Here is a 14,779-nt window from a genome sequence, read left to right as displayed (position 1 = left end):
CACAAATGTAACCCAAATACTTACAATTTATTAATTAAAAAAAAGATTACTATGAAGAGAATTACTTTTTCGATTATTTTACTCTTATTAGTCAGTGCTTCTGCTATTTCTCAAAGGAAATATGACGAAATCGTTACTACTGAGAACAGTGTGCAGGATTTAGTACAAAACGAAATTACAGGAGTCATTGTTTTTAAAGAAGGCGGAACTATAAAAGGTTTAGATCCTGAAACAAAAAAAATTGTCTGGACTTTAACTAAAGAAGATTTTGGAACAATTACTTCTAAAGACATATTAACAGATCCTGATTTTGGAAACATGTTCAAAGAGAAAAGAGATTTAACAACCGTTTCGGGAAGTCCTTATGTTGAAGCTTATATCAATTCAAAATATTTAATTATCAATACTGATACAGGTAAAGTAGTTTACAATTCTTCTAAAGAATCTTTCTTTGTATTTCAATCAGATTTTATTCCTGAAACAAATGAATATCTTCTTACTTTGAAAAAAGAAGGAGATATGGCCATCGCCTTACTAGATATGACAACAGGAGAACTTAAATGGACTACAACTGTTGACAAAGCAAAAGCAATGATTAGTTTTTCTTTGAAATTATCAGCTAATACGAATAAAGCTAAGATTAACGGAAATACTGTTTACTATTTACTTTACGGTAATTTATATTCTTTTGATAAAGAAACTGGAAAATTAAACTGGAAAGCAGCAGAAGAATATACAAAGTTCTATGAAACACAAAATGATAAAAATATTGTTGTAGTGAACGCTGCAGGTTTATTTTCAAACAAACAATATTTAAATGTTTTGAGTACAGATGACGGAAAAAGTATCTGGAAAGAATCTATCAAAACAAAACAGGTTATTTATTTAGAAGATTGGGGAACAAAATTATTAGTGGCTCACAACAGTGGTTTTAACTTTTTTGATTTAAAAACAGGAGAAAAAATCTGGAAAAAAGATGCTCGTGGAGACGGTTTGAAAAGAGTTATTCCTATCGATCAGGATTTCTTGTACGTAGCTGAAAATGAAATGATGTTAATTAATAAAGACGGAGAAAAACTTTGGAAAAAATTCATTGAAATTTCTGATGACAAAGAAGACCCGATTTATTATTTAGGAAAAGTTGGTGAAAAAGTGATGTATCTTACAGGTACTTACGGAAACATGGTAGACTACAAAACCGGAGTTAAACTTTGGAAACGTAATATTAATTTTGATAAAAATCGTCCGGTTTTACCAACTTACGACGAAGCAACAAATTCTTATTTAGTATATAATGACGAAAAATTATACAAATTTGATCCAAGTATAAACGATAAGCCAGAGCCGTTTGCTAAAGTAAACATCAAAAAAGAGAAAGAATTAAACAGCATCGAATTATTTCCTTGGGGAGTTGTTCTTTCAGGACCTGTTGAGGTAATGGGTGTTAATTTAGACGGAACTGTAAAATACCACCACGTATATACACAACCAGGTGAAGGAACAAGGCGTTTGATTAAAAGTGCTGCAATTGCCGGATCTATTGGTTTAGGAATTGGTTCTGCAGTAAGTGCTGTACAAGGTACTGAGTTAACAATGACATACCGTGATTCTAACGGAAACATGAGATCTGCTGTTGTTAGAGAAGAGAATTCATCAAAAATGAAACAATCCAGAGATATGGCAGCAGGTTCTGCAGCTTTAGATCTGGTTGCGGCTAAGTTTAATTCTCGTTTTAATGCAATGAAACAAAACAGAGATTACTCTTATATTTTTGCAAAAGCAGATACAGGAGAAAAAATATTAGTTAAAGTAAGTAAAGCTGACGGAGTTGAAGTTGATAAAATTATTTTCAATAACAACAAACCGCTTTATGAAATAGATCCTGCGACACAAAACATTTTTTATGTGTCTGACAAGTCTATTCAGATTTTCAATAAGAAATAATAATAAATAACAGAGAGGCCATCAGGATTTACTTCTGATGGCTTTTTTTTGCCTATGAAAAAAACTTTACTCTTTATTGTTCTGCTTGTAATTACCTCAATTCAGGCACAGGAAAAAATAAATTCAAAAACAAAGAAATTTAAAATTCCGGTAATTAGATATCCTGAATTTCAGCTTCTTGATAATGCATTAACTCAAACTGCTTTTTACCAATTGGATAAAGCGCTGACAGAAGAAGAAACGAATTTAAAAAAGCATTTTTTTAATATTGATGGATATATAAAAGATCCGGTAAACGGTAAACTTAAGTTTTATTTAACCTACGCAAGACCCAGATATATAGATACCCAAATAGATAGTTCATATAATAAGAAAGAAAATAGATGGACTTATAGCGCGCGTCCTAACTATTTGTCGAGTGTAAAACTGGATGTTAGATATGGAGATAAAATTTTATTGACTAAAGATTTCGGAGGTTCGGAATCCTATTCAGTAAGTGTTGGGAATAGTTTGGCTGCTGTAAAAATGGCGGCCTCAGAACATGACAAAAAGATAAAAATAGCTACTAATAGCGGAGATTATAGTGCTGTGGGACTTGGGTTTGATAATGTTATTTATAATGCAGCAATCAGGATTCAGGATTTTATAAATTATAAATTTGGATATTCAACTGATATATCAAAAGAAAAATTTGAATTTGTAACTTCTAAAGGGCATTCAGAATACGCACAAATGCTTGCTTTCGAGACAGAAATTACAGCTCAGATGGAGAAAGTAACTCTTGAGAAAGGTTTAGACGAGAAATTGCTAACGCCGCATTTGCAGTATTTAGAAAGTTTGCTGGTTAAATATCCGCCTTCTCCGGCAAATGAAGATATTCGTTTTATTGTAACCAACAATTTAGCTGAAACTTATTTTTTACTTGAAAATAAAGAAAAAGCCTTGCAATATGCTAATTTGCTTATTGAAAATGACAAACAAGATTCAAGAGGATCTACAATTATTGATAGAGTAAATAAAGCCAATTTTGTAGATAAAAAAATAAGAAGCCATACACCCCGTTTTGCTGAGCTTAAAAAATTGGGGGTTAAAATTGCGGAAGAAAAAGAAGAATTGAGATTGGCTTTTTTTGAAAAAATAGCGCAGCAAGAGGCAGAATGGGAAACTGAAAAAGCAACAAGAGAGGCAAATATAGAGAAAGCAAAAATGCAAAGATTCAATCTGCTTGATTCGATACCTTATCAGCTAAATGCTAGTTTACTGGCTAAAGTAATCGCTAACTTAGGCGGAAGTGAAGCATTAAAGAAAGTCGAAAAAGCACATTTGTTTTCGAAACTTAAAATTGAAGGAAATAATTTTCCTCAAACAGAAGAAAAATGGGCAACGAACTCCAATTATCTTCTTAGAAAAAAAATGCCTGAAAGCTATTATGAAATCGTTAACGGAGCCGAGGCATGGAGTCATGATGATCGCGAAAGCGGTGTAAATGCAAAGTGGGCAAAACTCACAACGTATGATTTTGGTAATTTGTCTAAAAATGTAGATTTAATCAACTTTCTTACAGATTTAAGATTGGATTTGTGGAATAATTTTGAAGTTTTGCCAGATGAAATGTACGAAGGAAGAGAATGTTATCATTTAAATTATTTTGAAAAAACATTAAGTACAGGTAATCGAACAATTCCTAAAACAGATTATCACGTTTTTATTGATAAAGAAAATTTCAATATCGTTTCTACTGAAAAAACAGAATATGATAATGGAAACAAGAGTTTCTTCGAAAAAAAGCTTTTTGGAGATTATCGCCCGGTTGCAGCATTAAATTCAGGGAAAATTCCATATAAAATCAATTATGAGATTGAAGATTTTAATGGTGAAACTATTTATCAGGAACAACGCGAGAAAATCGAGATAAATCCTGTTTTTGGAAATAGAATTTTCATGAAAGAAGTATATTTTGGAGGGTTTAAATAATTCGGCTTATTTAAAAAAATAAAACAAAACTGATTGTTTTTAGTAAATGCCTCTGTTTGAAGGTTAATTCTAAAAATAATCAGTTTTTTATTTGAAATTAGACCTGTTTGTTACTGTCTAAATTTAAAAAGTATTCCTTTCAATTACAAAATGTAGTGTTTTGTTCTTTTTTCTATCATCTTTTATCTATTTTCCTCAAAATTCCTTACTTTCGCACCTCGATTAAGAAAAGGATAAAATGAGTACAAAATTTACTGAATACAAAGGACTTGACTTACCAACAGTAGCGTCAGAAGTGCTTGATTTTTGGAAGAAAGAAAATATATTTGAAAAGAGTGTAACTACCCGCGAAGGTGCAGAGCCTTATGTGTTTTTTGAAGGGCCGCCTTCAGCAAACGGATTACCGGGAATTCACCACGTGATGGCACGTGCGATTAAGGATATTTTTTGCAGATATAAAACTCAAAAAGGTTTTCAGGTTAAAAGAAAAGCCGGCTGGGATACGCACGGATTACCTGTAGAATTAGGTACCGAGAAAGAACTTGGAATTACAAAAGAAGATATTGGCAAAACCATTTCTATCGAAGAATATAACGAAGCGTGTAAAAAAACCGTAATGCGTTATACCGACGTATGGAATGATTTGACCGAAAAAATGGGATATTGGGTAGATATGGAAGATCCGTATGTAACTTATAAACCGAAATATATGGAGTCTGTTTGGTGGCTTTTGAAACAAATCTATGATAAAGGTTTGTTGTATAAAGGATACACGATTCAGCCTTATTCTCCAAAAGCAGGAACGGGATTGTCTTCTCACGAAGTAAATCAGCCGGGAGCCTACAGAGACGTTACTGATACTACGATTGTAGCGCAATTCAAAACCTTACCAGAAACGTTACCTTCATTTTTGCAAGGTTTTGGAGATATTCACATTTTGGCATGGACGACTACTCCCTGGACATTACCATCAAATACAGCTTTGACAGTTGGGCCAAAAATAGATTACGTTTTAGTAAAAACTTTCAATCAATATACTTTTGAGCCAATTAGTGTTGTTTTGGCTAAGAATTTAGTTGGAAAACAATTCGGAAAAGGATTTTTTGCAAGTGAAGACGAAGCTAATTTCGAAAAAGTGAAAAATGGAGACAAACAACTTCCGTATAAGATTTTAGCAGAAGCAAAAGGTGCTGATTTGGTAGGGATTCGTTATGAGCAATTATTGCCATATGTATTGCCTTATCAAAATGCCGAAAATGCATTTAGGGTAATTGCCGGAGATTTTGTTACTACAGAAGACGGAACAGGAGTTGTTCATACTGCGCCAACTTTTGGAGCTGATGATGCTAAAGTTGCAAAAGAAGCAAAACCAGAAGTGCCGCCAATGTTGGTTTTAGACGAAAATGGTACAGCAGTTCCTTTAGTTGACTTACAAGGAAAATTTACTTCTCACATGGGTGAATTAGCCGGTAAATATGTTAAAAACGAATATTATGATGAAGGTCAGGCACCGGAACGTTCTGTTGATGTTGAAATTGCTATTCGATTAAAAGAAGAAAATAAAGCCTTTAAGGTTGAAAAATATGTTCACAGTTATCCGCACAGTTGGAGAACAGATGAACCATTATTATATTATCCGTTAGACTCCTGGTTCGTTAAAGTAACCGATGTAAAAGATAGAATGTTCGACCTGAACGAAACTATCAATTGGAAGCCTAAGTCTACTGGTGAGGGACGTTTTGGGAATTGGTTGAAAAATGCCAATGACTGGAACTTATCTCGTTCTAGATATTGGGGTATTCCGTTGCCCATTTGGAGAACTGAAGACAAAAAAGAAGAAGTTCTGATTGGTTCTGTTGAAGAATTGTACAATGCGATCGAAAAATCTATTGAAGCTGGTTTTCAAAAAGAAAACCCGTTTAAAGGTTTTGAAATCGGAAATATGTCTGAAACAAATTATGATTTAATCGATTTACATAAAAATGTAGTGGATCAAATTACCTTAGTTTCGGCTTCAGGCCAGCCAATGAAACGTGAGAGCGATTTAATTGATGTTTGGTTTGATTCTGGGGCAATGCCTTACGCCCAATGGCATTATCCTTTTGAGAATAAAGATAAAATTGACGAGAATAAAGATTTCCCTGCGAATTTCATTGCAGAAGGTGTCGATCAGACCCGTGGATGGTTTTATACCTTACATGCTATCGGAACTTTGGTTTTCGATAAGGTAGCGTATAAAAATGTAGTTTCGAATGGTTTGGTTTTGGATAAAAACGGACAAAAAATGTCGAAACGTTTAGGAAATGCGACAGACCCTTTTGAAACCATAAAAGAATACGGTCCTGATGCCACACGTTGGTACATGATTTCAAACGCAAATCCGTGGGATAACTTAAAGTTTGATCTTGAGGGAATTGCTGAGGTTCGTCGTAAATTCTTCGGAACATTATACAACACATATTCATTCTTTTCGTTATATGCGAATATTGATGGATTTAAATATGCTGAAGCAGAAATTCCGTTAAACGAAAGACCGGAAATCGATCAGTGGATTATCTCTGAATTGCATACATTAATAAAATTTGTTGATGAATGTTATGAAGATTACGAGCCAACAAAAGCTGCTAGGGCTATTTCTGACTTCGTTCAGGAAAATTTAAGTAACTGGTACGTTCGTTTATGCCGTCGTAGATTTTGGAAAGGCGAATATGCCCACGATAAAATTGCAGCTTATCAAACGCTTTACACTTGTTTACTGACTATAAGTAAATTGAGTGCTCCAATCGCTCCTTTTTTCATGGATAAATTGTACCGCGATTTGACAATTTCTACAGAATCTGAGAAATATGCCAGTGTTCACTTGGCTGAGTTTCCAAAATTTGTCGAAAACTTTGTTAATAAAACGTTAGAGAGCAAAATGCAGAAGGCGCAAACGATCTCATCGTTGGTATTATCTCTTCGTAAAAAGGAAATGATTAAAGTGCGACAACCTTTGCAAAAGGTAATGATTCCGGTGCTTGACGAAAATCAACGTGCAGAAATTGAAGCTATTTCCGAGCTTGTAAAAGCGGAGGTAAATGTGAAAGAAATAATGCTTTTAGATGATGCATCGGGTATTTTGGTAAAGCAGATCAAGCCTAATTTTAAAGCTTTAGGACCACGTTTTGGAAAAGATATGGGTCTGATTTCTAAGGAAATACAAAGTTTTTCTGCAGATCAAATCAATAAATTAGATAAGCAGGGGATGTTAGATATTGTTATTGCTGGAAATAATGTAACTTTATCACTAGAAGATGTTGAAATAACATCGCAAGATATAGAAGGATGGCTGGTTGCAAATTCAAACGGAATAACAGTTGCGCTTGATATTACAATTACCGATGATTTGAAAAAAGAAGGTATTGCGAGAGAATTAGTAAACAGAATTCAGAATATCCGTAAAGATTCCGGATTTGAGGTTACTGATAAGATTAAAGTGCAAATTAAAAGAAGTGGTCTTTTAGAAGAAGCCATTTTAAAAAATGAAGACTATATTAAGTCTGAGACATTAACAGATAATTTGGTTTTTACTGACGCTTTAGAAAACGGCACAGAAATTGAGTTTGATGATATTAAAACAACGATATTAATTTCAAAATAATAGATATAATGATAGATGAAATTACAAGATACTCAGACGCTGATTTGGCAGAGTTCAAAGAAATAATTCAAAATAAAATACAAAAAGCACAAGCCGATCTGGATTTAATAAAAAGTGCTTACATGAACGATTTAAATAACGGGACAGACGATACTTCTCCAACTTTCAAAGCTTTTGAAGAAGGAAGCGAAACGATGTCAAAAGAAGCAAACTCACAGTTAGCTATCAGACAGGAAAAATTTATCCGTGATCTTAAAAACGCATTATTCCGTGTAGAAAATAAAACATACGGTATTTGTAAAGTTACCGGTAAATTAATCGGTAAAGAAAGACTGAAAATTGTTCCTCACGCTACAATGAGTATCGAGGCTAAAAACTTGCAAAGATAAACACCTGAAATTACAAAAGAATTAACGCTCCATTTGGAGCGTTTTTTTTGATTTAATTCTTACTTTTGCCACATTAAAATTCATAAAATGTCATTAAGAAAAGCGTATCTCCTTATATTTATTATATTATTAATTGATCAGGTTTCAAAAATCTACGTAAAAACTAACTTTATTTTAGGAGAAGAGTTTCATGTTTCCAGCTGGTTCAGAATACATTTTATTGAAAATGAAGGAATGGCATGGGGAACTAAAATTCCGGGAGAATACGGGAAATTAATTCTGACGGGTTTTAGGATTTTTGCCGTTTTCGGAATAGGTTATTGGTTGTATGATTCTGTAAAAAAGAACACTTCCGCTTATTTGGTTGTTGCAATCGCACTTATTTTTGCAGGTGCCACAGGTAATATTCTGGATTCTGTTTTCTACGGAGTTATTTTTGATGGCAGTTATAATAATTTAGCAACTCTTTTTTCTCCTCAGCCTTACGGAACATGGTTTCATGGTTTGGTTGTGGACATGTTTTATTTTCCTATCTGGAAAGGGAATTTACCTGGCTGGATACCATTTTTTGGAGGGAAAGAATTTGAATTTTTTAATGCTATTTTTAATGTTGCCGATATAGCTATTTCTACTGGTGTGGGTATTTTGCTTGTTTTTAATAAAAGAGCCTTTCCAAAACATTAGACTTTGTTTGTATAATATAATTTTTTGGTTTTGTAATTAATAGTGTGCTTTAGAAGTGCTATTTTTACCATACAAAATCAAACTTCATGCAAAGCACGTCTTTTTCTATTTATGATGCCTCTGCAGGTTCTGGAAAGACCTATACTTTGGTGAGGGAGTATTTGAAAATTATTCTTTCCTCACCTAAAAATGATGCCTATCGTAACATTCTTGCTATAACATTTACCAATAAAGCGGTTCATGAAATGAAAAGCCGTATTGTTGGGAGTTTGTCTGAGTTCACGAAAGAGGAACCTTCTTCCAAAGCAATAGATTTAATGGAAGATTTATCTCGGGAAACGGGACTTTCTATAATCAAAATCAAAACAAAATCTCAAAATATCATCAAGCATCTTATTCATAATTATGCTGCTTTTGATATTTCTACCATTGATAAATTTACGCATAAGGTGATTCGTGCTTTTGCACATGATTTGAATCTGCCTATGACTTTTGAGGTGACTTTAGATACTGAAAATTTATTGATAGAAGCTGTCGATGCAATTATTGCACAAGCAGGGCAGGATGAAACATTGACGAAATTGCTGATCGATTTTACAATGGAAAAAACCGACGATGATAAAAGTTGGGATGTTTCGCGGGAAATTTTGGAAACAGGCAGATTAGTGCTGAATGAAAACAATCGAAATGAGATTTTGCATTTTCACGACAAATCGATTGAAGAATTTGTGGAGATTAAAAAGAAAATGCTTGTTCTGTGTAAAGAATTAGAATCCGAAAATGAACAGTTTGCGATTGAAGCATGTTCTTTGATTGATAAAAACGGGATTGATTCAAAATCTTTTTCCCGGGGTACTTTTCCGAATCATTTAGAAAGCATCCGTAATGGTAAATTCAATCCAAAAAATAAAACTTTTCATGAATTTGAAGATATAGCGATTAACAAAACAGCTAAGGATAAAGCATTAATTGAAAATCTTATTCCGGAATTGCTTCAAATATTAAACAAGGTGTATAAAAATTTCGAAAAAAGAGATTTTTATAAAGCATTCCTGAAAAATATAACACCACTTTCCTTGCTAAATACAGTTAGTAATGAATTGGCAAAAATCCAATCCGAACAAAATATTCTGTCAATTTCAGAATTCAATGCGATTATTCACCGTGAAATTCAAAACCAGCCAGCTCCTTTTATATATGAACGTTTAGGGGAACGCTATCGACATTTTTTTATTGATGAATTCCAGGATACTTCAGAAATGCAATGGCAAAACCTAATTCCGTTGATCGACAATTCACTCTCGGGGTTGGATGATTTGGGGAATAAAGGAACTTTAATGATTGTAGGAGATCCAAAACAGTCCATTTATCGTTGGAGGGGTGGAAAAGCAGAGCAATTTATTGAATTAAGTAAAGATGTAAATCCGTTTAATAATCCCGATAAAGAAATAAAACATTTAAATACAAATTACAGGAGTTATAGCGAAGTCATTGATTTTAATAATGCTTTTTTTAAGTTGATTTCAACCGAATTTTCTAATGAAGACTATAAGGATTTATATGAAAATCACAGCTTTCAAAATACAAATTCCAAAAAAGGCGGATACGTTAATATTTCTTTTCTTCCAATAATTGAAAAAGATGATTTTGCTGATGATGATGAAGCAGTGGAGAAGTCAGATTTATATGTTCTGGCAACCTTAAATACTATTCAGAGTGTAGTTCGTCAGGGTTTTGAATATAAGGATATTGTTGTATTAACCCGAAAAAGAGACCAGGGAATTGCTGTTGCAAATTATTTAACGGAACAAAATATTCCCCTTTTGTCATCTGAAACCTTAATGATTCAAAATGCGACAGAAGTCCGTTTGATAATTCACTTGTTGAAATACCTGAATAATAATGCCGATTTAGAAGCAAAAGCAAATTTTCTGCATTTTTTGGCAGTTAATAAAGAAGTTGGAATGCCAATTCACGATTTTATTTCGAAGGGCATGGCTCAGAAGTTCGAAAGTGATTTTGAAAAATGGCTTTTAACTTTTGATGTTTCACTTTCTTTCGAGAATATTAGAAAAAAATCGTTATACGAAGCTGTTGAAATTATCATATCTAAATTTGTTCTTCCCTCTGAAGGAAATGCTTATGTACAATTTTTTTTGGATATTGTATTGGAAAGAGATATTCGTAATCAGGCTGGAATTGCTGATTTCCTGAGTTTTTGGAATAAAAACGCTGAGAAATTCAGTATCCCGTCTCCGGAAGGGAATAATGCAGTTCGGATTATGACAATTCATAAATCGAAAGGTCTTGAATTTCCTATTGTTATTATGCCTTTTGCGGAAGAAGATTATAATAGGAAGCCGAAAGATAAATTATGGCTGGATACTGAAGATACAAATCTGGATGTGCCGAGAGCTTTAATTGATAACAGTAGTGCTGTTGAAAATTTTGGTGAAAGTGCTTCGGCAGTTTTTAATTTGAAAAAACAAGAAGAATTACTTGATAATATTAATGTTTTGTATGTTGCCTTAACACGTGCTGAGGAACAATTATATATTATTTCTCAAGCTGTAAAGGAGAAAAAGGATGGAGGGTTTCCAAATAATATGGCTTCTTTTTTTATTAAATATTTAGTAGAAAAAGGTGTGTACGATTTGGAAAAGTTAGAATATGAATTTGGAAACAAAACGAAACTCTCTCCACTTGACAAAACATTGGATTTGGTAAAAACAATTCCCATAGTTACTGAAGTTTTAAATCCCAAGAATATTAAAATTGCTCAGCGCGAAGCTTTAATGTGGGGAACAAATCAGCAGGAAGCAATTTCGTATGGAAACGTAATTCATGAAATTCTGGCATTTGTAAAAGATAAATCAGATATTCATTTGGCGATAGAAAAAGCAATAGAAAACGGATTAATTACTTATGGGCAAAAAGAAATTGTTTTCAAGACGCTTCAGGAAATAGTAAATCACCCGGAAATAGATGTTTGTTTTGAGGGTAAAAATATTATTTTAAATGAGCAGACAATAGTTCAAAAGCAAGGGAAAATTTTAAAACCGGACCGAATTGTTTTGACTGAAGGCAAAGAAGCTTATTTGCTTGATTATAAAACCGGAGCCAGAAATCCTAAATATATACAGCAAATTCAGGAATATCAATATGCAATTGAGGATTTAGGATACAAAGTGTTAAAAAGAGCTTTGGTGTACATAGGAACGGAAATCGATGTAGTAAATTTGTGAAAAAATTAGTCAGTCGTTAAAAATTTAAAAATTAGTATAAGTTGTTAATTTTTAACATATTAAATAAATAAAGATGTACGGTAAAATAAAAGAGTATTTGCAAAGTGAGTTGCAGACTATTGAAGAAAATGGAATTTTTAAAAAAGAGCGTATTATAACTTCTGCACAAGACGCAGAAATAACTATTTCTACGGGTGAAAAAGTTTTGAATTTCTGTGCTAATAATTATTTAGGGCTTTCTTCGCATCCTGAAGTAGTGCAGGCAGCAAAAGATGCTATGGATACTCATGGTTTCGGAATGTCTTCAGTGCGTTTTATTTGTGGTACACAGGATATTCATAAGACATTAGAAAAAAAGATTGCTAATTTTTATGGTACGGAAGATACTATTTTATATGCAGCAGCTTTTGATGCAAATGGAGGTGTTTTTGAGCCATTGTTAGGAGAAAATGATGCAATTATTTCTGATAGTTTAAATCATGCTTCTATAATAGATGGAGTTCGTTTGTGTAAAGCCGCTCGCTATCGTTATGAAAACAGTAACATGGAAGATTTGGAGCAGCAATTAATTATGGCTAATAAGGCAGGGGCACGTTTTAAATTAATTGTTACTGATGGTGTTTTTTCAATGGATGGCCTTGTTGCTCCCTTGGATAAAATTTGCGATTTGGCTGACAAATATGATGCAATGGTTATGGTTGATGAATGTCATGCAGCCGGATTTATTGGGGCAACCGGTAAAGGTACGCTTGAAGCAAAAGGAGTTATGGGAAGAGTTGATATTATAACTGGAACGCTTGGTAAGGCTCTAGGTGGTGCCATGGGAGGTTATACAACGGCTAAAAAAGAAATTATAGAATTGCTGCGTCAGCGTTCAAGACCCTATTTGTTTTCAAATTCTTTAGCGCCGGCGATTGTTGGGGCTTCTATTAAGGTGTTTGAGCTTTTAGAAAAAGATACTACATTAAGAGATAAATTAGAATGGAATACTAATTATTTTAAAGAAGGGATAAAAAAGGCAGGTTTTGATATAATTGATGGAGATTCTGCAATTGTTCCGGTAATGTTATATGATGCAAAATTGTCACAAACAATGGCTAATGAGCTCTTAAAGAAGGGAATCTATGTTATTGGGTTCTTTTTTCCTGTTGTTCCTAAAGAAAAAGCACGAATTAGAGTTCAGTTATCTGCAGCACATTCCAGAGAACATTTAGATAAGGCTATTAGGGCTTTTATATCTGTTGGACAAATGTTAAAAGTTATATAATTACCATTTAATTCCATTTTTGTAGGTTTTTTTTAACATTACATTTTGTATTTAAAAAATTAGGTGTTACTTTTGTCTGTAATTAACTAAATTGTAATTAAATAAAATAAGTATGAAACATCTTAACAAACTTTTAGTTGCTGTGATGATGGTGATGGGTTTAAGCTCTCACGCACAAGACAGTAACAATCCATGGGCGATCTCTTTTGGAGTTAATGCCGTTGACACTAGAACTAGTGCTGGTGGTGGAAATGGATTTTTTGATCAACACTTTTCTCAGCCTTTCGCTGTAAAAGACAATTGGAATATCCTTCCTTCTTTATCTTACATTGGTGTGTCTAGATATGTAGGTAGTGGTTTTTCTGTTGGTTTACAAGGTTCTGTAAACAAAATTGATAAATATGTTACTTTTGATCCGACTAATCCAGACGCTGACTCAAGAGGAAATGTAGTTTCTAACCCTGGTGATTTGATGTATTATGGAATTGATGCTACTATTAAATATAGCTTCCAGGAATTAATTAAATCTAAAATAATCGATCCTTCGTTATCTGTTGGTGGTGGTTATACTTTCTTTGGTGATAGTAGTTATGGAACAGTAAATCCAGGTGCTGGAATTACTTTCTGGTTTACTGATGCTATTGGTCTTGAACTTGCTACAAGATATAAATGGGCTGTTGGTGCAGGTGATGATGGTAGACAAGATGCTGCTGGTGTTCCAGATGCTCCTTCTCATTTCCAACATACTGCTGGTCTTGTTTTCAAATTTGGAGGTAAAGATACTGACGGTGATGGGATTTATGATAAAGATGATGCATGTCCGGATGTTGCTGGTTTGAAACAATTCAATGGTTGTCCTGATACTGATGGAGACGGAATTGTTGATGCTAGTGATGCTTGTCCAGATGTATTTGGTTTAGCTGCATTAAATGGTTGTCCTGATACTGACGGAGACGGAGTTGCTGACGCTAGTGATGCATGTCCAGATGTTGCTGGTTTAGCTGCATTAAACGGTTGTCCAGATGCTGACGGTGATGGTATCGCTGATAAAGATGACAAATGTCCTACAGTTGCTGGCCCTAGAGAAAATGGTGGTTGTCCTTTCGTAGACGCTGATAAAGATGGTGTTCTTGATAAAGATGATGATTGTCCTACAGTTGCTGGTCCTGCTAGTAACAGAGGTTGTCCAGAAGTTACTAGTGAAGCTTTAGAAGAACTTAAAGTTCAAGCAAGAGCAGTATACTTTAACTCAGGTAAAGCTACTTTCAAAACAGGAGATCAAGAAACTTTAGCTAGATTAGATGCTATCAAACAAATTCTTATTAACTATCCAAATGCTAAATTCAGTATCGAAGGGCACACAGATAGCGATGGTTCTGATAAATTGAATCAAAAACTTTCTGAAGATAGAGCAGCTGCTGTTATGAATGCTTTAATCGAAAGAGGAATTAGCGTTGATAACTTAGTTTCTAAAGGTTTTGGTGAGTCTCAACCAGTTGCAAGTAACAAAACTCCTGCAGGTAAAGCTCAAAACAGAAGAACTGAAATCAAACACATTGGTTCTAAATATGAAGGTAAACTATAATTTACTTTTCTAAATAATTTTAAAAAGCCATTCTTAATGAACATGCCCCAA

8 protein-coding genes are annotated in these 14,779 nt (G+C 33.6%); all 8 read left to right on the top strand.

Features of this window, described 5'->3' with window-relative positions; genetic code table 11:
- Window positions 1-51: 51 nt before the first annotated feature.
- On the top strand, window positions 52-1,944 hold the full coding sequence (locus tag PMI10_RS09395) for an outer membrane protein assembly factor BamB family protein (RefSeq protein ID WP_007807078.1): 1,893 nt from the start codon (window positions 52-54) through the stop codon (window positions 1,942-1,944).
- Window positions 1,945-1,998: 54 nt separating this feature from the next.
- Window positions 1,999-3,918: a hypothetical protein gene (locus PMI10_RS09390; protein WP_007807074.1), complete on the top strand. Its 1,920-nt coding sequence runs from the start codon at window positions 1,999-2,001 to the stop codon at window positions 3,916-3,918.
- Window positions 3,919-4,156: 238 nt separating this feature from the next.
- Window positions 4,157-7,558: an isoleucine--tRNA ligase gene (gene ileS / locus PMI10_RS09385; protein WP_007807072.1), complete on the top strand. Its 3,402-nt coding sequence runs from the start codon at window positions 4,157-4,159 to the stop codon at window positions 7,556-7,558.
- Between the two features lie 8 nt (window positions 7,559-7,566).
- On the top strand, window positions 7,567-7,947 hold the full coding sequence (locus PMI10_RS09380; protein WP_007807070.1) for a TraR/DksA family transcriptional regulator: 381 nt from the start codon (window positions 7,567-7,569) through the stop codon (window positions 7,945-7,947).
- A gap of 87 nt (window positions 7,948-8,034) precedes the next feature.
- Window positions 8,035-8,631: a lipoprotein signal peptidase gene (locus PMI10_RS09375; protein ID WP_007807068.1), complete on the top strand. Its 597-nt coding sequence runs from the start codon at window positions 8,035-8,037 to the stop codon at window positions 8,629-8,631.
- Between the two features lie 86 nt (window positions 8,632-8,717).
- Window positions 8,718-11,876, top strand: coding sequence for a UvrD-helicase domain-containing protein (locus PMI10_RS09370; protein WP_007807065.1), 3,159 nt, complete (start codon window positions 8,718-8,720; stop codon window positions 11,874-11,876).
- A gap of 73 nt (window positions 11,877-11,949) precedes the next feature.
- Entirely contained in the window at window positions 11,950-13,143 is a 1,194-nt protein-coding gene (gene kbl / locus PMI10_RS09365; RefSeq protein WP_007807063.1) for a glycine C-acetyltransferase, read from the top strand.
- A gap of 112 nt (window positions 13,144-13,255) precedes the next feature.
- Entirely contained in the window at window positions 13,256-14,728 is a 1,473-nt protein-coding gene (locus PMI10_RS09360) for an OmpA family protein (RefSeq protein WP_007807061.1), read from the top strand.
- Window positions 14,729-14,779: the final 51 nt, after the last annotated feature.

This window comes from Flavobacterium sp. CF136, from assembly GCF_000282055.1.
GTDB lineage: Bacteria > Bacteroidota > Bacteroidia > Flavobacteriales > Flavobacteriaceae > Flavobacterium.
Note: the sequence above shows the minus strand (reverse complement) of the source record. Positions and strands in the feature narration are given on the sequence as shown.

What these genes read in the sequence shown, in the direction of transcription:
- PMI10_RS09360 (WP_007807061.1), top strand. Translation starts at nt 13,256, where the DNA reads ATGAAACATCTTAACAAACTTTTAGTTGCTGTGATGATGGTGATGGGT.
- kbl (WP_007807063.1), top strand. Translation starts at nt 11,950, where the DNA reads ATGTACGGTAAAATAAAAGAGTATTTGCAAAGTGAGTTGCAGACTATT.
- PMI10_RS09380 (WP_007807070.1), top strand. Translation starts at nt 7,567, where the DNA reads ATGATAGATGAAATTACAAGATACTCAGACGCTGATTTGGCAGAGTTC.
- PMI10_RS09390 (WP_007807074.1), top strand. Translation starts at nt 1,999, where the DNA reads ATGAAAAAAACTTTACTCTTTATTGTTCTGCTTGTAATTACCTCAATT.
- PMI10_RS09370 (WP_007807065.1), top strand. Translation starts at nt 8,718, where the DNA reads ATGCAAAGCACGTCTTTTTCTATTTATGATGCCTCTGCAGGTTCTGGA.
- ileS (WP_007807072.1), top strand. Translation starts at nt 4,157, where the DNA reads ATGAGTACAAAATTTACTGAATACAAAGGACTTGACTTACCAACAGTA.
- PMI10_RS09375 (WP_007807068.1), top strand. Translation starts at nt 8,035, where the DNA reads ATGTCATTAAGAAAAGCGTATCTCCTTATATTTATTATATTATTAATT.
- PMI10_RS09395 (WP_007807078.1), top strand. Translation starts at nt 52, where the DNA reads ATGAAGAGAATTACTTTTTCGATTATTTTACTCTTATTAGTCAGTGCT.